This is a genomic window from Rhodopirellula bahusiensis (assembly GCF_002727185.1).
GTDB classification, from domain to species: domain Bacteria; phylum Planctomycetota; class Planctomycetia; order Pirellulales; family Pirellulaceae; genus Rhodopirellula; species Rhodopirellula bahusiensis.
Genome location: NZ_NIZW01000038.1, coordinates 17,357 through 39,949, shown reverse-complemented (window position 1 = coordinate 39,949; position 22,593 = coordinate 17,357). Strand labels below are relative to the sequence as shown.

19 protein-coding genes, 1 tRNA gene and 1 pseudogene are annotated in these 22,593 nt (G+C 57.9%); 7 read left to right on the top strand and 14 right to left on the bottom strand.

Annotated elements, in window-relative coordinates; translation table 11 throughout:
* Nucleotides 1-3: 3 nt before the first annotated feature.
* The 4 genes from CEE69_RS33770 to CEE69_RS29290 are packed head-to-tail and all read right to left on the bottom strand — an operon-like array spanning nt 4 to nt 3,113.
* The gene (locus tag CEE69_RS33770) at nt 4-159 is read right to left on the bottom strand and encodes a DUF1589 domain-containing protein (protein ID WP_143549369.1); all 156 of its coding nucleotides are present in this window, start codon (nt 157-159) and stop codon (nt 4-6) included.
* A complete protein-coding gene (locus CEE69_RS29300; RefSeq protein WP_099264079.1) occupies nt 102-1,232 on the bottom strand; it encodes a DNA polymerase III subunit in 1,131 nt (376 codons plus the stop codon). Before CEE69_RS29300 ends, CEE69_RS33770 begins: the two co-directional genes overlap by 58 nt.
* A gap of 3 nt (nt 1,233-1,235) precedes the next feature.
* On the bottom strand, nt 1,236-1,709 hold the full coding sequence (gene rpiB / locus CEE69_RS29295) for a ribose 5-phosphate isomerase B (RefSeq protein ID WP_099264078.1): 474 nt from the start codon (nt 1,707-1,709) through the stop codon (nt 1,236-1,238).
* A 3-nt stretch (nt 1,710-1,712) separates the two neighbouring features.
* Nucleotides 1,713-3,113 carry an arsenate reductase/protein-tyrosine-phosphatase family protein gene (locus tag CEE69_RS29290; protein WP_099264077.1) on the bottom strand — a complete coding sequence of 467 codons (1,401 nt, stop codon included), beginning with the start codon at nt 3,111-3,113 and terminating at the stop codon, nt 1,713-1,715.
* A 37-nt stretch (nt 3,114-3,150) separates the two neighbouring features.
* On the opposite strand from CEE69_RS29290, the gene CEE69_RS29285 reads away from it, so the two are divergent.
* A complete protein-coding gene (locus CEE69_RS29285; protein WP_099264096.1) occupies nt 3,151-4,149 on the top strand; it encodes an NHL repeat-containing protein in 999 nt (332 codons plus the stop codon).
* 109 nt (nt 4,150-4,258) lie between these two features.
* Here the strand turns inward: CEE69_RS29285 and CEE69_RS29280 are convergent, their stop codons facing one another.
* Complete coding sequence (locus CEE69_RS29280) at nt 4,259-5,098, bottom strand: SGNH/GDSL hydrolase family protein (RefSeq protein WP_099264076.1); 840 nt, start codon at nt 5,096-5,098, stop codon at nt 4,259-4,261.
* Between the two features lie 322 nt (nt 5,099-5,420).
* On the opposite strand from CEE69_RS29280, the gene CEE69_RS29275 reads away from it, so the two are divergent.
* The 3 genes and pseudogenes from CEE69_RS29275 (at nt 5,421) to CEE69_RS32645 (ending at nt 6,807) form a co-directional block, all read left to right on the top strand.
* The gene (locus CEE69_RS29275; RefSeq protein WP_099264095.1) at nt 5,421-6,038 is read left to right on the top strand and encodes a ClpP family protease; all 618 of its coding nucleotides are present in this window, start codon (nt 5,421-5,423) and stop codon (nt 6,036-6,038) included.
* Between the two features lie 49 nt (nt 6,039-6,087).
* Nucleotides 6,088-6,684, top strand: a pseudogene (gene clpP, locus CEE69_RS29270) (ATP-dependent Clp endopeptidase proteolytic subunit ClpP); the annotation flags it as partial.
* 48 nt (nt 6,685-6,732) lie between these two features.
* Nucleotides 6,733-6,807, top strand: a tRNA-Met gene (locus CEE69_RS32645).
* Nucleotides 6,808-7,140: 333 nt separating this feature from the next.
* Here the strand turns inward: CEE69_RS32645 and argH are convergent.
* Nucleotides 7,141-8,523, bottom strand: coding sequence for an argininosuccinate lyase (gene argH, locus CEE69_RS29265; protein WP_099264094.1), 1,383 nt, complete (start codon nt 8,521-8,523; stop codon nt 7,141-7,143).
* A 124-nt stretch (nt 8,524-8,647) separates the two neighbouring features.
* Here argH and CEE69_RS29260 point away from each other — a divergent pair, with 124 nt between their 5' ends.
* Nucleotides 8,648-11,587 (top strand): hypothetical protein, encoded by a 2,940-nt coding sequence (locus tag CEE69_RS29260; RefSeq protein WP_233215769.1) that lies wholly within the window; start codon nt 8,648-8,650, stop codon nt 11,585-11,587.
* Nucleotides 11,588-11,706: 119 nt separating this feature from the next.
* On the opposite strand, the gene CEE69_RS29255 is transcribed toward CEE69_RS29260, so the two are convergent.
* Nucleotides 11,707-13,053, bottom strand: a complete 1,347-nt coding sequence (locus tag CEE69_RS29255; protein ID WP_233215768.1) for an outer membrane protein assembly factor BamB family protein — start codon at nt 13,051-13,053, stop codon at nt 11,707-11,709.
* A gap of 147 nt (nt 13,054-13,200) precedes the next feature.
* Here CEE69_RS29255 and CEE69_RS29250 point away from each other — a divergent pair, with 147 nt between their 5' ends.
* A complete protein-coding gene (locus CEE69_RS29250) occupies nt 13,201-14,553 on the top strand; it encodes a GNAT family N-acetyltransferase (protein ID WP_099264075.1) in 1,353 nt (450 codons plus the stop codon).
* 9 nt (nt 14,554-14,562) lie between these two features.
* Nucleotides 14,563-15,291 (top strand): GNAT family N-acetyltransferase, encoded by a 729-nt coding sequence (locus CEE69_RS29245; RefSeq protein ID WP_099264074.1) that lies wholly within the window; start codon nt 14,563-14,565, stop codon nt 15,289-15,291.
* Here CEE69_RS29245 and CEE69_RS29240 read toward each other — a convergent pair.
* The 7 genes from CEE69_RS29240 to CEE69_RS29210 all read right to left on the bottom strand — a co-directional run bounded on the left by CEE69_RS29240 (nt 15,274) and on the right by CEE69_RS29210 (nt 22,443).
* Complete coding sequence (locus tag CEE69_RS29240) at nt 15,274-16,215, bottom strand: alpha/beta hydrolase (protein ID WP_233215767.1); 942 nt, start codon at nt 16,213-16,215, stop codon at nt 15,274-15,276. The genes CEE69_RS29245 and CEE69_RS29240 overlap by 18 nt on opposite strands.
* A 5-nt stretch (nt 16,216-16,220) precedes the next feature.
* Entirely contained in the window at nt 16,221-17,105 is an 885-nt protein-coding gene (locus CEE69_RS29235; RefSeq protein WP_233215766.1) for a hypothetical protein, read from the bottom strand.
* Entirely contained in the window at nt 17,102-17,626 is a 525-nt protein-coding gene (locus CEE69_RS29230; RefSeq protein ID WP_233215765.1) for a hypothetical protein, read from the bottom strand. The genes CEE69_RS29235 and CEE69_RS29230 overlap by 4 nt, the downstream gene beginning before the upstream one ends.
* A 212-nt stretch (nt 17,627-17,838) precedes the next feature.
* Complete coding sequence (gene gatB, locus CEE69_RS29225; RefSeq protein ID WP_099264072.1) at nt 17,839-19,332, bottom strand: Asp-tRNA(Asn)/Glu-tRNA(Gln) amidotransferase subunit GatB; 1,494 nt, start codon at nt 19,330-19,332, stop codon at nt 17,839-17,841.
* A 66-nt stretch (nt 19,333-19,398) separates the two neighbouring features.
* Nucleotides 19,399-20,256, bottom strand: coding sequence for an alpha/beta hydrolase (locus CEE69_RS29220; protein ID WP_233215764.1), 858 nt, complete (start codon nt 20,254-20,256; stop codon nt 19,399-19,401).
* 5 nt (nt 20,257-20,261) lie between these two features.
* Nucleotides 20,262-21,449 (bottom strand): dipeptide epimerase, encoded by a 1,188-nt coding sequence (locus CEE69_RS29215; protein WP_099264070.1) that lies wholly within the window; start codon nt 21,447-21,449, stop codon nt 20,262-20,264.
* Nucleotides 21,436-22,443, bottom strand: coding sequence for an NAD-dependent epimerase/dehydratase family protein (locus CEE69_RS29210; protein ID WP_099264091.1), 1,008 nt, complete (start codon nt 22,441-22,443; stop codon nt 21,436-21,438). The genes CEE69_RS29215 and CEE69_RS29210 overlap by 14 nt, the downstream gene beginning before the upstream one ends.
* Nucleotides 22,444-22,593 lie beyond the last annotated feature (150 nt).

Genomic DNA, 22,593 nt, shown 5'->3' with positions numbered 1-22,593 from the left:
AGTCTAGCGGGAAGGTTGGACGCCTTGCTTTGTTCCAAAGCATTGGCTGGGTGTCAGGTGATAACCTGGCCTACGACGAAGGGCTGGACAGTCGGGACCGACTAACCGATAGCCCCTCTGTCGCCGGTGGTGGCAAGCGTCAGGTCGGACGCATAGCAATCGACGAGTGTGCCGAGGTTGGCGCTGCGGTCGATCTCGCGAAAAGTTCGAAGGGTGCGGTCGAGTCGCCGGTGGGTGGCGGGATCGTACTCACCCGAGCTCGCATCGGATCTCAATTGCCGGCGGTAGTGCTGGACGGCGATCGAGAAAACATCCCGAAGTGCCGCTCGTCGCTTGGGCACATCTTTGCTGATCGAATCGAGGTGCCCGTTGATCAAACGCACGATCGCGGTTGGGTCGGGCACTGGAGCGGCCAGCTGATTCCAAAGGGCTTCGCGAATTTGTTCGCCGCCCCCGCGAGCCAGCCTTGCTGCGACGTGCATGTCGCCGGCGGACAGTTCGATGGCAGCATCGAGAGCGTCGTCTGAGATCGACGGCAAGGGTTCCTCTTCATGTTGCGACTGGTAGTGATCCAGTTGTTTTCGCAGCAGGGCTCGTCCCGCTTCGCCCGGTGGCGTTTGAAAACGCAGGACTTGGCATCGTGAACGGATGGTTGGAAGCTGGCGTTGCTCGCTGCTGCCGATCAGGATGATCAATGCGTTCGCGGGTGGTTCTTCCAGCGTCTTCAGCAAGCAGTTCGCGCCTTCCTCATTGAGGAAGTCCGCGTCATGCAAGATTGCGACTTTGCGTTGAGCCTGCATGGGTCTCAGGTGCACGTCGTGGCAAAACCCTTCTTGCAAACGAGCGTCGACGGGGCCGATCAAGAGCTCCAAAGGAATCAGCGTCTTGTCGTCTGGTTTGCGGACCTGAATGAAGTCCGGGTGCGTGCCGGCTCGGACTTGAATGCACGATGGGCACTCGCCACAGGGAGCCATTTCACGTGCGGTGCTTCGTTCACACAGCAAGGTTTGCGTCAGCAGAATCGCGGCGGAGGTTTTGCCGACGCCGTTGGGACCGACGAATAGAAGGCTTCCGCCGAGGCGACCTTGTTGGATGGCTGCCGTGAGTCCCGTGATCAGGGCATCGTGCCCGATCAGGTCACTCCAGGACTTCAGCGGCGGCGCATCAACGGCGATTGCTCGCGTGGTTTTCGCGGCTTTGGCTGAGGACGTGGAGGCTTTCTTCGCAGCCACGAATTAGACGCCGCGATTGATGTCAGGCGTGTCGCTGCTGTCGATCGCGGTGATCTTGTCGACTCGTTGGGAGTGACGTCCGCTTTCGAATTCGGTGCGAAGCCACATCAGCACCAATTCGTCGACGGGGCGTTCGCCAATCAAATCGCCGGGCAAGCACAGCACGTTGACGTCGTTGTGGCGGCGAGACATTTCCACGATGACTTCGTCGTAGCACGATGCTGCGCGGACACCATGGAACTTGTTCGCGACGATTGCCATGCCGATGCCCGTCCCACAAATCAGGACGCCGCGATCCAATTTGCCGTCACGAATTTGCTGGGCAACGCGGATGGCGAAATCGGGGTAGTCGACGGGATCAGTCGTGTCGGTGCCTTCGTCGCAGACGTCGAACCCTTCTCGCTGAAGGGTTTGCAGCAGACGTGCCTTGATGTGCACGCCGCGGTGGTCGCTCGCTAGGCCTACTTTGATTGTCATGCCTTACTCCGAACCAACATTGTGCTGCGGTGGTTCGTCATCTGGACCTTCGCCTGGACGATCGGACGGGAAAAAATCGGGGGGTAGTTCGCCGAGCCAGCCTTCAAGTTCGCTGACCATTTGATCGGCACATTGTTCGTACACGTCGACTGGCATTCCGACCGGATCGCTGACATCGCCTCCATCTCGCCGAAGCGTGAAGACATGTTCGGCTCGGTCCGGCCAAGCTGCCACGATGGCGTCTCGGTGCCGGCGGGTCATCGTCAGCACCAGGTCTGCCATCGACATCAATGATTCTTCAAGCGGTTGGCTGGCGTGTCCGGTCAAATCCAATCCGCGACGGCCCATCACTTCCACCGCTTGGGGAGCCGCGCCGCTGCCGTGTCCCGCTGCGACTCCAGCCGAAACGACGCGAGCGACATCCTCGCGACCAAATTTACGCCGCAACGCTTCCCGGAGCAATGTTTCTGCCATGGGGCTGCGGCAGGTGTTGCCGGTGCACACAAGCGCGATGACTGGTTTCACAAATTGATTCATGGCAGCTTGTTGGATCACTCCTGTTCGCTGGACGTGCCAGTGATTGCCCGTCACACGGACGACCGTTCCCTCATCACCATAGCGACTGATGCCGTCGTCGAGCAGCAGTGGCAAGGAATCACCCGTTCCCGCGTTCAACGCCGATTGCAATTTTTCGGCTGTTGTGGGCGGCGATGCGTCGGGCAATCCGATTTCGCCCCACACCAACGGAGCGGACAGGTAGCGGTGGATGTGGCTGAGCAACCGATGTTCAGAAACCCGAAAAGCGACCGGGCCACCCGCCAGCGAGGTGTCTTGGCCGGCCCCCGCCCGCAAGGTGTTGGCCACGGATTCCGGTAAACAACTCATCGCCGAAACCGAGTCGTCACAGTCCGCGATCAGTGTCAGTGGGCCGGGAAAACATCTCTCGGACAGTCGACGAGCCAGCATGGTCATCGGCATCAGAAAATCGCCCGCTGCTTCGCCGCTGCGTAGGCACAAGGCAATCGAACCGGCGTCGGCCGGAGGAGCCACAAATCCGACTTTGTCAGTCTCCGATGCCTCAGAACCCGTTGGGCTCGAGCTAGCCGACCAACCTCGACACGCCGCCGTCCACTGAGCCAATCGACGCACTGCGGCCGGGCACAGCGAACTGGCCACCAACCCATAGACTGTTTCGCTGGGGACTCCGATGACCTGACCTTCGACCAATGCTTGGACACTGCGATGAACAATATCGCGCGGATCGTCGGTCGTTTGCAGGTCGTAAATCATGGGCACTGTGAGAGGAGGACGGCCCATCCGATTGAGATGGCCGTTAAACTCGGACGCAAACGCTAGCGAGACACCATATGCTAGCGATTCGAGCTCATTGATGGCAGCCTGCATGCGACGCGGCGGGCGTCACGTTCTCCAGGAAGCCTGCATGCACAAACCATCACGAATCGATCTTGCGGAATCCGATCCGATCGATCGTCGACAGGCATGTCAGCGAATGTTGGCCGGAGCGACCGCTTTGCTGGGACTGTCGAGTCTGAATGGCTGCGTTGCTTCCGCGATGGGCGGAACACCCGAGCTGGTTTGGGGGCGACGAGGGTTGTCCGATGGACGATTCTTGAAGCCGCGAGCGATGGCGATCGACCCGGACGACCAACTCTACATCGTCGACACGACGGGCCGGATCCAAGTTTTTGACGTCGATGGTCAACATTTGCGAACTTGGAAGACCCCCGAAACTGCGAACGGTCGACCCACCGGCATGATCTTCGACGGAGATCGTGGTCGCTTGTTGGTTGCCGACACGCACTACTATCGAATGCTCGCGTTCGCGCCGACCGGAGAAATCTTGCCTGACGATCAAATCGGTGGCACATCCGGAGACGGCCCCGGCGAGTTCGCGTTTGTCACCGACATCGCGGTCGATGGCGATGGTTGCCTGTACATCGGTGAGTACGGCGCGTCGGATCGGATCCAGCGGTTTGATCCCGACGGCAAGTTCATGGCTCAGTGGGGAGGAACCGGTCGCGAGGTCCAGCATTTTGTGCGGCCGCAAAGTCTGGTCATCCATGACAAAACACTTTGGATCGCGGATGCCTGCAATCATCGCGTGCAGCGATACGATCTTTCCACGACCGAGCCACAATGGATCGGATCGTGGGGGCACGAAGGCAAGCAACCCGGCGAGTTTTATTATCCCTACGGAATCGAAGTGGACTCGGACGGGACCGTTTTGGTTTGCGAATACGGCAACCAACGGATCCAGCGTTTGACTCCCGATGGCGAACCCATCTCATCGTGGGGCGCCCCGGGGCACGACCCTGGTCAACTCTATCAACCCTGGGGATTGGTCGTTGATTCCAAGCGTCGAGTGCATGTGCTGGACAGCAACAATCATCGTGTGCAGCGATTCACGCTGCCAGGTTAGCGGGCGACCAATGTCGCCGATTGGCTCCGGCCAATCGACTCACTTCGCTGTTGCGGGGGTGGATCTCCGTTGGGCGGAGCCAACGGGCGACGAACTCATTGGCGACGAATCAATCTTGCGTCTGTTCGCGGAGGACTTCGATCAGGCGATCGCGGATGATTTTTCCCCAGATGACATAGCCTTCTTCGTTGAGGTGCAATTGATCGTCGACGAACAGGTTTTCTCGCGGTTCGTTGTCGTGGGTCAAAAACGTTTCCGCGGTGGCAACAAAATGCACATTGGGTTCGGTGAAGCAAACTTCTCGCAGCATCGCGTTGAGCTCGCGAATTTTTGGCCAGGCGTCGTAGCGTGAGCGTGTCGGCGTGACTTCGACCAGCAAAACGGGTGCGCCCGGACGATGCTCACGAGCAACAGCGACAACGTGGCGAACCAATTGTTCGACTTCCTCGGGAGTGGCATCTGCTTCTTTGCCCGAGATGTCGTTGCCTACGAAGGCCACAATCGCACGGAAATCATGCGGGGTGATCAATCGCTCGGCGTAAACAGCGAGATCCGAATACTTGGCTCCACCGTAGCCCCGCGGGATGACTCGAAAGGGGGCCAGGTCTTCAGCGGCAGAGTCCCAGCGACGGATGCTGCTGCTGCCGATCAAGAGAATTCCGTCCGCCGGATCGGCGGTTTTCGCGTCCAGTGCCTCGTATTTCTGGATGTCTTTTTCCCAGCGTTTCGTGGCGGCTTCGCGATACGGGGCCAGGACGTCGGTTTCCGTCGCGGTTTTGCCAGCAGCGGCGGATTCCGGCGCAATCGCGTCTTGGGCCGTCGCAGCGGGAAGAATGGCGAGGCACGCCATTCCGATGAGCAGCCACACGGACAAGGGCATCAACGCGGAGCGGCAGACGCCGTGCTGGTGAGAAGCAGCGATTTGCGAACGCAGGATGGGAAAGCGCATGGTGGGAAATTGGGGGTGTGAGGCGGGAGCGGTGCCGTCGAGAGGGCACCGGTAGGACGCACCGGGGAGGGAGCGGAAACGGCAGGAAAGTTAAGATGCGTAGTTTAGCACGCTTCGCAAGGGCTTCAGAGAACACCTTCGCGGGTCAACCCGTCTTGTCACTTGGTGTTCAATCGCGAACACTGAACCTTCTTGCCCCGATTGGGCCTTTTGTTCATGACGGCAACCCTGTATTCCACGCCAAAGGCTACCACGAATGTCCGATCCGTTTGGTTCCCCATTTCCGTCCCTGCATGATCAGAACCTAAACGCGCAACACGCCATGGCTTCGGATCATCGTCTCGCGAACGCGGCTTCTTATCAGAGTTATCAACGTCAGCGTCAAATGACGTTGGGCGATTTGTTGCTTGAAAACCGAATCGTTTTCATGCAAGGCGAGATCCACTACGCCAACGCCAACGAAATCGTGATGAAGTTGTTGTATCTTCAGAGCGAAAATCGTCGCAAAGACATCCACCTCTACATCAACTCGCCCGGTGGCAGCGTCACCGCGACGTTGGCGATCTACGACACGATGCAAATGCTGTCGTGCCCCGTCGCAACGTACTGCGTCGGCGAAGCATGCAGCGGAGCAGCTGTGTTGCTGATCGGTGGCGCCAAGGGAAAACGATTCTGCTTGCCCAACAGCCGCGTGATGATGCACCAACCGCTCGGTGGCGTTTCGGGCCAAGTCAGCGACATCGAAATCCAAGCGGCGGAAATGTTCCGCTATCGCGACAAACTGAATCAAATCATTTCGAGCCATTGTGGCAAATCGGTCGAGCAGATTGCCAAGGACACCGATCGCGATTTCTTCTTGGACGCACAACAAGCCAAAGAATACGGGCTCGTTGACGACCTCTTGATGGGAACTCCCGCAAGCGAAGACGACGAAGACTGATCCATTTCAGACTTCGGACCTCCCATTCTCAACGAACCAAAACAACCAGGACATCAACATGCCCGTTATCCCATACGTGGTCGAAAGCAACGGCCGCGAAGAACGCACCTACGACATTTACAGCCGGTTGCTGAAGGACCGGATCATCTTTCTGGGGCAACAAGTCGACGACCAAATCAGCAACGCGCTCGTCGCTCAAATGCTGTTTTTGCAAGCCGATGATCCCAAGAAGGACATCCACATGTACATCAACTCGCCTGGTGGCAGCATCACGGCGGGGATGGCGATTTACGACACGATGCAATTCGTTTCGTGCGACGTCGCGACGTACTGCATCGGCCAAGCCGCTTCGATGGGTGCGGTTTTGTTGACCGCCGGTGCCAAGGGCAAACGATTCGCTTTGCCAAACGCTCGCATCATGATTCACCAGCCACTCGCTGGCATGCAGGGTACCGCTCGCGAAGTGGAAATCCACGTCGCTGAGTTGCGCCGGATCAAGCAACGCATGAACGAGATCATGATCGAACACACCGGTCACTCGCTCGAGAAAATCGAAGAGGACACCGACCGTGACCGCTTCATGTCCGCTGACGAAGCGTGCAGCTATGGCTTGATCGACAAGGTCGTCAAAAGCATCGACGACTGATCCCCTGCGATTCAAGAGACGGCCGGTTTGGACTGGCCGTCTCGCATCGCCCCCTTCGTCTAGTGGCCCAGGACATCGGCCCATATCCGGTCGGAAACGCTCGTTCGAATCGGGCAGGGGGTACTCTTGCTCTTGAGGCGTTCTTGCAGCGTCTTCGTGGTGCTGATCGCAAAGGGCAAATTGACAATTACAAAATGCAATATCGCGGATTCAGGGAACCTGATTCGAGCGTCATGACAATTTGAAATTTACAATTGTCAATTTCACTTTTTCAATGCCCTGGTGGTTCCTTGCTGACGCGTTCGGGTTGCGAATCCGGCTACGGTCTGTGGCGGCTTCGCACCGATTCGTCAGGCCAGGTGGGACCTGGCCTACGCTAATTGCCCACCGAGCGGCGTCGGTGGGCTACGAACTGTGCGAGCGGCGTCGGTGGGATACGGGTTGCGATGGTGTTGGTCACGCGTTTTCGAGGCGTGAGGTCCACAGCTGGATCTGCTCACGAACGCGTGCCGGTGCGGTGGAGCCTTCGCTGCGGAACGCTGCGATTGCGTTGGCCGTGCCAAGCACTTCGTAGACGGATTCGTCGATTTGGTCGCTGAGTTTTTGGTAAGTCTCCAGCGGCAGATCAGAAAGCGTCACACCTTGCTGCATCGCTTCGGAAACAATCGCGCCGACCAAATGGTGAGCGGTTCGTTGTGGCATCCCGCGAGCGATCATCCATTCCATCAACGTCGTTGCATCGAGGTATCCCTTTTCGATCCGTGCCGAGATGGATTCTCGTTTGAGTTCGGCGCCGCGAACGATTGGCGCGGCCAACTCCAACATCGCTCGGGTTGTGTCAAAGGCATCGAACAACGGCGGTTTGTCTTCTTGCAAATCGCGGTTGTAAGCCAGTGGCAGGTTCTTGATCAGCAGCATCAGGGTTTGCAGGGCACCCATTACGCGAGCTGATTTTCCGCGGGTCAATTCCAATGTGTCTGGATTCACCTTTTGCGGCATGATGCTGCTGCCGGTGCAGAACGCTTGTGGGATTTGGATGAAGTCAAACTCCACCGTGCTCCACAAAATCCATTCTTCGGCCCAGCCACTCAGGTGAGAGGCAATCAGCGACATCACAAACGTGGACTCGACCACAAAGTCACGGTCGCTGCTGGTGTCGAGGCTGTTCGCGGTGATGCCTTCGAAATCGAGCGCCGACGCGGTGTGTTGACGATCGATGGGCAGAGTCGTGCCGGCGACGGCGGCGATGCCCAGCGAGCACTGGTTGACTCGTTTGCGGCAATCGGCGATTCGTTGCCGGTCGCGTTCGAGCTTTTCGATGTAGGCCAGCCAGTAGTGCGGCGCCAGCACCGGTTGGGCTCGTTGCAGGTGCGTGTAGGCGGGCAGGATGATGTCAAAGTCATTCTCACAACGCGACAGAAACGCCGCTTGCAGATCCACCAGCAACGCATCGATTTCATCGAGGGATTGCCGGATCCACATTCGGGTGTCCGTGCTGACTTGATCGTTTCGGCTGCGAGCGGTGTGCAGTTTGCGGCCGGTGTCGCCGATCCGATCGATGAGGGCTTGTTCGACATGCATGTGGATGTCTTCGAGCTCGAATCGCATCGGCAACTCGCCGCGATCCAGTTCACCTCGAATGGTTTCCAAAGTGTCCTTGATGAGTTTGAATTCCTCGTCCGTCAGCAGATCCACGTCGCGAAGCATGTTCGCGTGGGCGATCGATCCGCGAATGTCGTGCTCGTACAGACGCGAGTCAAAACTGATGCTTTCGGCGTATGCTTCCAGTCGGCTATCGGTTTCGGCTTGGAAGACACCACTTCGAGACGGGCTGGCCACGGTTGACTTTCTGGGTGAGAGGTTTCGAATGTTCAGGATTCGCGTGCCCAATTCAGGCCCGAATAGAATGTCGCAAGACACGGCTGGTGAAAACCACGCTGCCGAACCCCACGAGACTCTGATCATGCCTTCCCCGTCTGAACAATCCACCCCCATTCGCACATTGTTTCCCGAGAAGAGTTTTCTCACGAAGGCGGTTTGCTTCGCCGGGGTGATGTTTGGCCTGTTGATCGCCGGTGACGCCGCGGTCGTGAATGCTCAATTGCCCGTCACGCCGCTCCAGCCCGCCCCGATTCCGCCGATCCCGTTTGGTGCCCCCGGCCAGGTTGCCCAGCCATTCGGCGGTGCAGCAAACGCAGTCGACGTTCGTGTGCAAGCCGTCACGGGCCAACCTTACGGCGTCGCGGTCATCGAAATGCCACTGCGAAACCCGGTGGTCGGGCCAAGCCCAGGTCCGCTGACGATCGACGGGGAGCCCGCACCGGCGTCGACCAAAGTCTTTTATCCCGTGAGCAACGATGTGCGGGTCACGGTCGGGCGTCCACCGTCGGAGCAACCTGTGCCGCAGATTGGCCGCGGTCGATTGCTGAACCGCGTCGGCAATTTGATTCGTGAATTGGCGTCGAGTGACGATGCCAAGGAACAAACGGTCGGACGCCGCGTCATGTTTTTGTTTTCAGGTGACCAACCATTCTCCGTTCCCGTGAGAGATCACTTGGGAACGTTGACGATGATCGACGTTCGACCGGTGGCTGATCCGGCACTCGCTCGAACGATGCAGACCGCATGGTGGGAGGAAACCACGGCCGCCGCGAAACGACAAATCGATGCCACGGACACTCCGCCGTGGGTTCCAACTTATTTGGTGGCGATGTTGTCCGGGCGTTTGAATCTGCCATTGCCGGCTTGGTTCGGACGCGGTGATGAAACCGAATCGGAAGACCCTCTGCTGAACACGCTCGAGTGGATCGGTGGTGCTGCCGGAGTCGCGAACGAAGTCTTCGCGGTCGCTGCGGCGGGAGGTGCTCTGCAGCAAACGTTGAATGACCCGACGGCAGCTCAGGTCGCCGCTTTGCCTTTGCCTGCACCACCGGTTTGGCAGCCACCGGTTTCGACCGCTCCCATTGAGCCACCCGCGATGGAAGTGTTGGCGGAACACGTGCCTCCAGAGTGTTTCTACTTGCGGTATGGCTCGTTCGAAAACTATCTGTGGTTTCGCGATTTGACGCTGGAGTATGGCGGCGACATTTCACGCATGATCACACTGCGTGGAATCAGCAACGAATCGGCGGAACGCTTGGAACGTCAGTTGGGCGTGCAAACCAATGCGATGAGCCGTTTGCTCGGTCCCAGTGTGATCGAAGACCAAGCCTTGATCGGTCGCGACATGTACTTGGACGATGGTGCATCGATGGGTGTGTTGTTTCATGCCAAGAACGTCTTCCTGTTGCGAAGCAGTTTGAATAGCGACCGAACCAAATTGGCGGACAGCAACGATGCGGTGACGCTGAAGAAAGTCGAGCTTGCAAACGGCTCTGCCACGTTGCTTCGCAGCAGCGACAACAAAGTGCGATCGTTCTTGGTGGAAGCGGGGCCTTGCATCTTGGTCACAAACAGCGAAACGATCGCGGACCGTTTTCTGGAGGTAGCACAGACCGGCGAGTCCCTGGCTGCAACGGCTGACTTTCAGTTGGCACGCAGCTACATGCCGCTGGAACGCAACGACACGATCTTCGCGTATTTCTCAGCGGAGATGCTGCAGGGACTGTTGGCCCCTTCGTACTTGATCGAACTGCGCCGGCGGATGCAGGCTGAGGCTGACATCGCCTTGGTGCGTTTGGCTCGCATGGCGGCGCGGTCGAACGCCGTTCTTGGTGAGCCTGTGATTCAAGAGATCGATGGGTTGATCAACGCAGGGTTCTTGCCAGAGAACTTTGGCGATCGGGCCGACGGAACTGGTGTGGTTTCGTTCGCCAACCACTTGGTCGACACGCGTCGCGGTGCTCGCGGAACGTTCTTGCCGATCGCTGATAACCCTGTCGAAATGGTGACCGCCAGCGAATCGCGTTGGTATGGCCAAATCGCGGCTGCCTACAGTGATCAATTCAGTTCGTTGGATCCCATCGTGATCGGTGTGCAGCGGGAAGAGTTCCCGATCGATCCGTCGGGACCCGCGTCTGGTGAACGCCGCGAACGGTTGACGATTCATGCCGAAATCGCTCCGTGGCAACCGGAGAACTACGGCAGTTGGGCGAAGCAACTCGGTCCGCCCACGCAAGTCGCGATGGAGTTTGCACCCGATGACGTCGTGTCGTTGCAAGCTCACGTGGCATCCGACACGCTCGGCCCGCCGACGCATTTATTCGCTGCAATCAAGGATTCGTTTCCACCTGAACCCGAGTCGATCGATGGCTTGATCAGCAAGTTTCGAGCGCTCAAGACGTTGCCTGGATACTTGGGCGCGTGGCCTCAGCCCGGAGCACTGGACCGATTGCCTTTGGGTTTGGGACGTGGTCAACCGGTCGGCCCAGGCATGAATCGTCTGATCGGCGGTTTGTACCGCTACACGGGAGGCGGCTTCAGCGTTTTGTCGTTCCAGCCCGACGTGCTCAACGCGTCGCTGCCACACCTCGCTGCGAATGAAGTGGACGATCCCGCTCAGGTACGAGGCCGAATCGACAATCTCAAGGGCACCCAGTTGGAAGGCTGGGTGAACCAGCAGCTCTACGAACGAGCCGCCGCGGCCAGTCTCGCGGGAGCTGAGTTTCTGAATTCGTTGGTGGCTCAGTTAGGTGTGCCGGTGGACGAAGTGATTGACCAAGCCGAATTGGTTTTGGGTGGTCGGCCCCAATGCCCGCTCGGAGGCGACTACCAATTCGACCCGGCTCGTCGTCGCTTCATCAGCACGGCTTGGCCGCTGGATCGTTTGGGCCCTGCACCGTTCGCTCCGGCGAATTACCAAACTCCACTGCTAAGTTGGTTCCGTGGTGCCGAGGCTCGTTTGACCCAGTACACCAACCGCCTGATCGCTGACGCAACGATCGAAATTGCGCGAGCTCAATAGGCGGTCCTCACTAGGCAGGTAGGCAGGGATGATTCGGTTCAACCCTGCGAGCCGGTTGCGCTCAGGAACCTTGATGAACACCAAACGGCTCCAATGCGCGAGGGCTCCTTCATGCCTGGTTACTTGGTTTCCAAGCAGCACAGTTGGTCGTTGATTCGTAGGAACAAACGGCCTCCGGTGAACGCGGGAGTGGCTCCGACTGGGCCGCCTAGATCAAACTTCTGTGCTCCGGTTGGTGAATCGCTGGCGGGCATCACATGAGCGGTGCCGTCCAGCGAAATGGCCAGCAACTGATCTCCGATGATGATTGGCGATGCACCAAAATTGCCACCCAATCGTTTGGTCCAAACTTTCTCGCCGTCGTTTTGCCAATCGATGCAGGTCGCGATTCCTGTGTCAGAAATCAAGAACATCAGGTTGCCTTTGACGGCCGGAGTGGGCACATACGGGGCGGATGTTTTGATGCGGAATGCTTCGCTGGGTTTTTCGGAGGCACTTTGAGGAATTCGCACGGCGGACAAGTAGTTTCCACCACCGCCGCTACCGCAGGTTCCAATCGCCAAGTCACCCACCACCAACGGCGAACTGCAACATCGCTTGTTGAAGACCTTGATCGACCACTGCATCTTGCCCGTTTCAGGGTCCAGTCCAAAGACTCCATCGCCGGTGCTGGCACAGATCAGTTGTTGCCCATCCGTGGTCGGCACACCATACGATGGTCGCGTTGACGTCACCGGTGTCTCCCAAATCGTTTCACCGGTTTTGAGATTGAACGCCAACATGGAACTCTTGCCTGGAGTCTGCCAAGATTCCAAGCTGGTGGATTGCTGATCGTTGAACAACAGCAACTTCGAATCGATCACTACCGGGCTGGAACCAAAGCCATGCACTCCTGACCAAGGCCCGAGGTCTCGCGACCAAACGGATTCACCCATCATGTCGTAAGCCAACAACTCGGCGTGGTTGGCGTCTCCGTATGCGAAGTAAACGTGTCCTTCATGCACGACCGGTGTGCTGGAAGCCGCCGTGTTTCGGCTGTGTCGATGACGCTCGGCGAAGGCGTGTGAGCGACGCCAAAGGGTTTCGCCGGTCGTGGCATCCAGGCTGACCAAGTCCAGCTTCATCGATTGGTCGGATGGATCGGTGGCGGTGTCGAGTAAGAAGACTTGGTTGTCCGCCACGACGGGTGAGCCCACATGCCGAGCGTTGAGCTTTGTCGTCCATGCGTAGTCTTCTTCGCTCCATGTCGTTGGCAGCGTGCCGGCACCTGCGTCACCGTACGAGTTTGGACCGTGGAACTGAGTCCAGGTTGAGGGTGCGGATTCGCCGGAGGTTGATTCGTTGGCCGACAGACCGATGCCGCAGATGGAACTGGCCGCCATGCATCCGGCCAACGCGGCACGGCGAATCAGAGTTGTCCGGCGCGGATGAAATTGCGATGTGCTGCGGATTGCTGACGTGGGCATGGGCTTTGGTGGGATGGTGGGACGGTTCGCAGCGGGTTGCGATGGTTGTGCGGGTTGGGTTGAGTCTTTGCGTGAAGACGCACCGATTGTAAGTCAAAACCATTCGTTTGTTGCAATGGGCAATCGGGGGGTGGTCTAAAGTTCCGCATGATCCACATTGAAATTAGCGATTCGCCCGAAAACTTGTTGGCCGACGGAAACACCTGGGACCGCCTGGCGGGCGGGATTCCATTTCGGCAAACGGTTTGGTTACGCTCATGGTGGCAGCAGTTTGGCGATGCCGAACGAGCCTTTTTTCTGGTGGCCCGAGACGAATCGGGTGCCTGCTGTGGGTTGCTGCCGTTGGAGCGAACCGACGGCGATCTTCGTCGATTGCAAACCATCGCTGCGGGAAATGTCTGCACCGATCACGTTTCGATTTTGACGCGACCCGAAGACCGCGAAGAGGTTGCCACCGCTTTCGCGAAACATTTGATCGAATGTTCGTCAGATCGAACGCACGGTTGGGACCAGATTGATTTCGACGGCACGATCGCCGGCGATCCCGCGATGGAAATTTTCGCGAGATGCCTCGAAGATCAAGAAGTGCCGACCAGCATCCGCAGTCGAATGCACCTTTGGTTCAATCGTTGCGAAGCGACCTGGGAAGATCTCCTGGCAACGCGATCACGCAAGTACCGCAATCGAGTTCGTGGGCTGCTTCGCAAGTTGGACGAAAGCGACGGAGAACTGTTCGTGCGAGATGCGGCTGCTCCGGAAGAAGTCCACATGGGGCTGTTGAAGCTGATTGAGCTGCATCAAAAACGTTGGCAGGACGCCGGCGAACCCGGAACCTATGCCGATGATCGAATGATCCGGTTTGTGACCGATGCCACATTGGAAATGAGCGACCGAGGTCGGTTGGTGTTGCCTCAGTTGATCTATCGAGACGAGGTCATTGCAACCGAACTGCATTTCATCGGAGATGACAGGCGACAGTATTGCTACAGCACTGGCGTCAATCACGCGTATCCCGATCTGAAGCCTGGCATCATGTTGAATTCGCACATGTTCCGAGAGGCTCATCGTCTCGGCCGTGCAGGAATCGACTACATGAGAGGCGATGAAACATACAAAGGACGCCTGCACTCGCGGCCCATTCCACTCTTGGAAATCTCCGTGTTCGCCAAGCATGCTCGCGGGCAAGTGCGAATGGCACAAGACCGCGCGACTCAGTTGTTGAAAGTACAGTGGCGGCGTGTGAAGGATCTGCCTCAAGATCAACCGCTGACCATCGAGGAAGCCTTTGCTGAAGAGCATCGAAGCTTTCTTCCTGACCAGACGCCACTTCCAAGTCCGACACTGCATCACGAGGTGAGTGCAATGTTGCCGATCCGAACGGTTGAGTCGGAGATCCTGTTCGACGCCGATGAGGAAACGTCCGAGCCACCAATGATCTACTCGATGAGTGACTATCGACGATCGGATGCTCATTCGCACGAACCCGAACCGAGTAACTGAGGTTTGGATATGTCTGCGACGTTGGCAACTCTTTATCGAGCGATCCGGCGACTGCACGTGATGGATGTCACATGTTTGTTGCACGCGACCTCAGAGCCATCGAACGGTGGTGATGATGCGAGAATCGTGCATGCGGGATCGGATGGTCTTTCGTTTCGAGCCATCGGCGAGGACGAGCTTCAGCAGTTGCGTCGCGAAAGTCTCATCGATTCGACGGTCGGCACTGGGATCGCTCACACCAATCGGACAACGGATCACGGCAGCGGTGATCAATGGTTGTACGGCGTTTGGAAACAGGATTGCGTGATCGCGTTTGTCTGGGCAGCCACTGGCTACATTCCGGCTTCTGAGAACTACAGCCGCAGCGTTCACCTGGGTTCGTCGTTGACCATGCCTCCTCATTGCGGATTTCTGTTCAACGCATGGACTGATCCAGAACACCGAGGTCGCGGGCTGATGGCGGCGCTGCTTCGAAAATTGACCGTCGAGGACGCGCTGAACTTGAATCTGCACGACTGGTTTGCGACGACGGACTGGACAAACATTGCTTCGCAACGCACTTTCCAGAAAAGCGGCTTTGAACGAGTCGGTCGGCTCTATCGCCTTGGCCGCGGACGCATGCAAGCCAGCTTGGTTCCCGATCTCGAACGTCGAATGAAGGCAACTCTGTTGTTGGACGCGGCTCGTCAAAAGCCACGAATTGCCTCGGATGCGCCCGGGCTACGTTGGTCGCTGTGATCGGCGAATCGCCCAATCGAGAGCGTTGTTGATCGCGGGGCGGTGCTCTTCTTCCAGCACATCGTCGTGACTCAATCCGGACAGTTCCACAACCAAACTCGGTCCCGAGTACGCGGAGTGAATTGCCTTTTGATACTCAGGCAACACCAAAGCATCCTTCTCAGACATCAAGAAAACCGCAGGGATTCGGCAGCGATTGGCCAAGTCAACTGCGTCCACGTCTTTTGGCAGCACGGCCGAGACGTGTTGCATCGCGGTGGTTGCTCGATACCTCGCTGAGATGTTGAGAATCACGCGTCGCAAATCAGGAGGATTGCGAACCCAAAGAACGGCGGAGGGATACGCATCCATCAGTGCCGACGCAACATGCATCGCGGGCAAGCATCCTAGACTGTTGCCGCTCAGCCAAATGCGTGTGGGGATTGCTTCGGTGGATGATTGAGTGCGAGCGGCGAGGACCTTTTCGGACCACCTCGCAGCGGCACCCGACAGATTTTTCAGGGTTGCTTCGCCGGGACTGCCGCCATACCCGGGCGGATTCCACGTCCACACTTCTGCGGACTTCGAGATGGGAACCTTGGTTTGCATCGGAAACGGTGTCGACCGCTCCGCTCGTCCACCGGTACCCGGGAACTTCAACACGAGGTCGTTGGGCGGCGGGATTTCTCGCCAATCATCCAGGCTGCCGTTGTCAGCAATTTCGTTGGAAGAGCCGTTCGCCGATGTGCTTCCGACCCGATGAACAAAGGATTCGATCCAGGCATGGGAAGCGGATTCAACGGAATCAGATCCATCGTGTTCCAGCAGCGAGACGCGGCAACGAACTTGTGGCCGGTAGTCGATCGGGTCGGTCGTCGGTCGCAAGACAAAGCGATTGAGCAGTCCAAACCGAATGCGTCGGGACCAATTTTGAATCGGACGCATGCTTTTCATCCACTCACACCCGCGGTCAGGTGGTCATCGGCTGCGGGAGCGATTGCAGTATCGATGCGAGTGGCATCGACATCGGCCGCATCAACGCGGCGACGAGGCAACCATCCTGCCAACGACAATCCGATCAGAGGGCTCAGCACGGAGAACAACATGAAATTCGAAAATAGGGCTATGGATGTGAACACGACCGCACCAATGATTGCTGCCCAGCGAGCGGGAAGCAACCAAACAACCAGCCCCGCGACGGTTTCGACCAGGACGACTTTTCGGCTGTAGATTGTCGCGATGCTGCGAAGTGTTTCAGTATCAAAGTTGGATCTCAAAAGATTGAAAACCCAGAAGTCTCGGTCGAGAAAATAGATTTCCCACAACACGTCACCGGACCAATATTCTGCCGTCCATTTGCCGGAGGCTCCGCCCAGCAACACAACCGAAACGATCACTCGGCTGAGACGCCCGGCCTTGCGACTGAGTTCCTCTGGAACGTCAATTTCCAGCCGTGTGGTGTACCAAAACGCCCACAGGCTACACCACCAAAACGTGACAAACGTCACGTCGTTGTAGCTGCCTTGATGACACAGCATCACGGTGGCTGCGGACCAAGTCACTGCGGCGGCAAAACATCGAGGGAAACGTTGTTCAGTGATCCATGCGGCGACAACTGAAATGCCCGCCGTCAAAAATGCTACGCGTAAAACCGTCGCGGATTGCAACCACGCGGGGAAAAAATCGTGTTGGATCGGGATGGCTTCGTAGATGCGATCCGCCAGCAGAAAGAACGTCCACTTCCAAAACAGGCCCAGCATCATGCCGGCCCAGGTCAGGTGAAGCGGCGTCAATTCGGTCCAGCGAAACTTTGGCGGAGAAGCAATACCATTCATGGCGATGTCTCCTCTGCCAATACCATTTGCCAAACGCCGGCATCGTCACGGGTCAATTCATAAGTTGATTGCATCGACTCGCCGCGATAGTGGGACTCAACCACCAACCATCGCGGGTCGTCTTCCTGCAGGTAACGAACTCGACCGTTGGCAAACGTGAACTCACGCACCGGATAGTGGTTGATCGTTCGTGTGGCTAAGACCCCCAGTCCACTCGTGTCTTCTTCCAGAGGCGACAACCAGAGCGGGTCAACCAGCCCGGCCAGTTCACCTTCCGGTGGCAAGTCGCGAACCTCGGTGGTGTTCTTGAAGTTGTACATCGCCGGGATCGGCGTTTGGATCGCCCACCAGGCGAACGACGGCGTTCGCAAGTGGAACCGCTGCATCGTCGACTGAACAATCGGCGGACAAATGGGCATCAGCAGCAACCAAGCAGCGACAATCGCGGCGACGGTGAGCAGGATGCGATATCCCCAATCCGGTTTCGCTCGATTCAACGAAGATGTCGCGGGAGCGTTCATGGGACCTTGGCCGATGGATGAAGTCCGACGGGATGTCGTTGAACGACCGCACGCCGAATGAGAATACTCAAGCGTACCCCACACCCAATCATCGGCACCCAAGGAGGCGTTTCTGCGACGTCACGCCACCGTTCGGCTCACGACTGGATCCAGACCGGAACGATTGTGCCGATTGTGCGGGAACGCTGTCATCCTCCACCACGATCCGCGAACTACATCTTCGCGATCAGGTCGATCAGCAATTGGCGGACGGCTTGTGGCGAAGCGTTGGGGTTCTTCTTCTTGGCTTGTCCGATCAAGGCACCCACCGCTTGTTGCTTGCCGCCCTTCACGTCCTCGACGACTTGCGGGTTGTTCGTGAGCAGTTCCTTGCACAGCGATTCCAACGCGTCGTCGTCGACCGCTTCGATGCCCAATGACTTGGTCGCTTGTTCGATCGACTCGTCGTGCGTCAGCAAGTGTTCAAACACATCGCGAGCGCGATTGTTGTCCAATTTTCCATCGGCGATCATTCGAATCAATTCACCAAGCCGCTCGGCTGGAATGGGGAACGCATCGATGTCGATGCTGCGTTCCTTCATTGTCCGCATCACGTCCTGCATCATCCACGACGATGTGCGACGTCCATCACCGCTGGCTCCCACGGCGGTCTCGAAGTATTCGATCACGTCCGGGCCTTGGTTGACGATCACGTCGGCGTCGTAAGGCTTGATCGCATGCTGCGTCTGCAGCCGCTCTCGCGTCACCGCTGGCAATTCACCCAATGATTCTGAGATCGATTCCACGTATTCGCGAGGCAGGCGGACGGGCAGCAAATCGGGGTCGGGGAAGTATCGGTAGTCAGCCGATTCTTCCTTTTCTCGCTGAGCAAAGGTTTGCTCGGCGGAGTCATCCCAACCGCGAGTGGTCTTGGGAGCATCGTCGATCGTTTGACGTTTTTCTTCCCAGGCAATCAGCTGACGTTGGACTTCGTAGTCGATCGAACGTTGGACGTTTCGGAAGCTGTTCAGGTTCTTGATCTCAACGATCGGTGTCGCGATCTTTTTGCCCTCGACGTCGATGTGCAAGTTCACGTTGGCGTCGACTCGCAAGCTGCCTTCCTGCATTTCGCAATCAGAAACCTTCAGGTGAGTCAGCAACAACTTCAGCTCGCTGAGATAAGCCTTGGCCTCATCGGCCGACCGAAGGTCCGGTTGGCTGACAATTTCCAACAGAGGCGTGCCGCATCGGTTGAGGTCGATCTTCGTGTCGCTGATGCCTGACGCCTCGTCGTGCATGCTCTTGCCGGCGTCCTCTTCCAAGTGAGCTCGCACAAGACCGATTCGGCGTTCGGTCTCGCCGTCGTCCGTGCTGATCGTCAGATGCCCGTCGGCGCAGATCGGCAAATCGAATTGGCTGATCTGATAGCCCTTCGGCAAATCGGGGTAGAAGTATTGCTTGCGGTCCCACTTGGTCAGCGGCGGGATGTCGCAGTTGAGTGCCAATCCGGTTTTGACTGACAACGCGATCGCTTCGCGGTTCATCACGGGCAGTGCTCCAGGCATTCCGAGGCACACCGGGCAAACTTGGGTGTTGGGTGGAGCACCGAATTCGGTGGTGCAGCCACAGAACAGTTTGGTTTGCGTTTTCAGTTGGACGTGGACTTCCAACCCAATGACGGTGGTCACGGGGTATTTTTGGCAGGCCAAGATCGCGGAGGCAGTCATGCGGTGAGCCGGTGAGTCAGGAAAAGCGGAGATTCCCCGGCAATATCCCGCATCCTTCCAATGGGCTCAATCCCCAGCGGTTTGGCGAGCGACCCGAGTCACCCAGTTCGTCAGATCACGAAAATAAGGGCGTGGGTCGGGTTCGAACTCAAACGTGTGGGCCGCTTCGTCGTAGCACGTGCATTCTTTGTCGCTCGCCGCCATCCGATCCAACATTTCGCGTGTTTTCGGGTTGTCGACGATCCGGTCTCGCCCAGCCAAAACCAACCAAGTCGGAGTGCGAATTGTCGGGGCGACCTCCCGGGCGTGCTGGGTCAGCTTCCGGTCTTCCAACGCGAATCGCACGCTGACTTTGCGAAGCGTTAGCGAATCCTTTTGGATGAACGATTGCCAGCGAGCGACTCCCGTGAACAACGCGGGATCCTTCAGCGGAATCGGAACCCGCAATCCGCTCAGGCCCAACCGCGAAAGTCCGCCGAGCAATCGGTACTTGGCTGGCGAAGGAAACTGCGCCGCGTAGATTCCCGGGCATACCAGTGCCAACCCATCAATCAGATCAGGATGCTCGGCCGCCAGCACGGACGCTAGTTTGCCGCCCCAACTTATCCCGCCCAGGATCAATGCCACATCACGCGGTTGAGTTTTCAGAAAGCAAACCACGTCGTCGATCCACTGACGCCAGTCATCGACATCGCCACGCCGAGACGGGTTGCCTCCCGAACCGCGTCGGTCCAGAAAGTGGACTTCAAATCCATTTTGAGCCAGAGCATCGCAACTGGCCAAATACCATCCCGAGTGACTGACGATACCGTGCAAAAACACCACGCGACCGCGCGGACGAGTCACACTCCAGCGTCGCGACATCAATCGCAGCCGACCGGCACCGTCGAACATCTCGATCTCGCACTGTGGCGATTGCTGCATGCCATTCATTGAGCATCGACCACAAACGTGCGTTCCGCTTTCGCGTTCTGTCGCAACCAATCTTCGCGAATCGTGACGCCCAGGCCCGGCGAATCGAGTGCCGGTGCCCACCCGCCGTATCGGAACGTGATGTCCTCCTGCGTTGGCAACGTGGTCAGCAGGTGTCGATCGTACGAACCTTCGAGGTAGCGAATGTCGCGAACGGAGCTGGCCCAGTGTCGGCCGGCTGCCGAGAGGACACCGGACTCGCCGGGATGGCACCCGAGTTGGTAACCGAGTCCCGATGCTCGGGCGAGCGCGGCCAAGCGAAGGCAACTCAAGAAGCCACCGCACTTGGAAAGCCGAAGGTTGAACAGGTCGCACGAGCCCAGCTCGATGGCCCGCTTGGCATCCATGCGGCTGGTCAATGATTCGTCCAGCATGATCGGAACGCCAATCGATTCGCGAAGCGTCGCGAGAGCATCGACCTGATCGTGAGCCACCGGTTGCTCGATGCAAGTCACACCAAACTCGCGAAGCGGACGCATCTTCTCGATGACTTCCTCGGGACGCCAAGCTTCGTTGGCATCCAACCGCAGGTCCACTCCACCGCCGATCCAGCGTCGAATACGAGCGACACGTGACGGGTCGTCTTGCCCGTCCACACCGACTTTGATTTTGCATTGAGCGAACCCATAGGCACGCATTTTAAGAGCGGAGATTCGCTCGCTTTTGGCACCCGAGGATGTGATTGTGGTGGAGTAACGAACGCGAGGTTGTCTCACATGGATTTCCGCTGCTTCGGCAACGTGCGGCACCACCGCGCTGACAGGTTCGCCGAAGTGTCTGCCAAAGGCATCGAGCAAGCTGAGTTCGACCGCGCATCGCAGCGAATTGGAACCGCAGCCGCGCGGATCGTCGGAGTCGTTGTTGAACTGCAATGCATCACAGATTGCGATGACCTCGGGCCAGTTCGATGCGGACTGCATCAACGCGGGATGAAGGTTGGATCGCGAGAGTTGTTGCAAGCATCCTTCGGGCGTTTCTCCGGTCACATAGGGACGCGGGACGCCTTCGCCCCAGCCGATCGTGCCGTTGGACAACTGGCATCGGATCAGCAGATTGATGCTTTCCGTTCGCGTGAACGAAGCATGTTTGATTTCGCGTTTGAGCGGCAGCGGAACCAGGAACGCGGTGAGTTCAGTGACTTGCATTTTCTGCCGCCCACTTCAGTGCGTCTTGGATCCCTTCGCGAAAATCGACTCGCGGTTGATAGCCGAGCAAGCGTTTGGCTTTCTTGATGCTGAAGTCCAAGTTCAGCGTCATGAACTTCATTGTCGCGCCGGTCAGCAAAGGTGGCTCGTCCGCACCGCGAATTCGGCCGTAGGTTTCGAGGACCGGGCGAGCGACTTTGGCGAACCACAGCGGAACACGTTTGGGAGGTGGAAGCTCAAGGAAGTCCGCCACCGCGCCGAGGAATTCCGCTCGCGTGACCAAACGCTCGTCTCGCAAGTTGAAGGTCTCGCCCACGGCCGCGTCGTGGTCGATGCACAGGAACAATCCGTCGATGAGGTTGTCGATGTTGGTGTTGTTCAGCACTCGCTGGCCGTCGCCGATCATCCGGATCGAACCGTTTCGGAATCGCTGCATCAGCCTTGGCAAAATCCGTCGATCGCCTTCGCCATAAGTGAACCCGGGTCGAGCGATCACGGTTGGCATGCCGTCCTTTTGGTGAGCGGCATTCACGAGTCCTTCCGCGAGTGCTTTTGTGTGGGTGTAGCCATCGAAACCGCGAAGGTCGACGGGTGTGGCTTCATCGGTGCCGAAGTGGTGCTTGGCTTGGTAGACACCGAGTGCACTGAGGTGAACGAGCCGACGCAATCGATCCGAGCCTGATGCAAAACGCAGCAGGTCTTCGACCGCGTCCAAGTTGATCGCTCGGTAGGTCGACACTGGCCCCCAGTCACCCACGTGCGCCGCGGTGTGAACGATCACGTCGCTCTTGCGAATCGCGTCTTGGTAAGCGGCATTGGGATTGGTCAAATCCGAATCCACCCACTCCACGTCGCAGCCATCCAGAACCCGACGATCCGATCCCGATCGCACGACCGCCCGCACGTGGTGACCCGCGGCCGCCGCACGTCTCACCACCGGGGCACCAATCATGCCCGTCGCTCCGGTCACCAGAATGTTTTCGGGATGGGGCATGGTTGCAATCGAAAGGCGTTCGCGAAGCGAAGGGGGAATTGGCGGTGGAACTTGGTGCAGTTCATCGCGTCCAAGAAAGATGAAACGCAAGCCTAATCATGACACACGTTGAGGGAACCCACCTTGCCCCATCGAAACCGCTATCTTCGT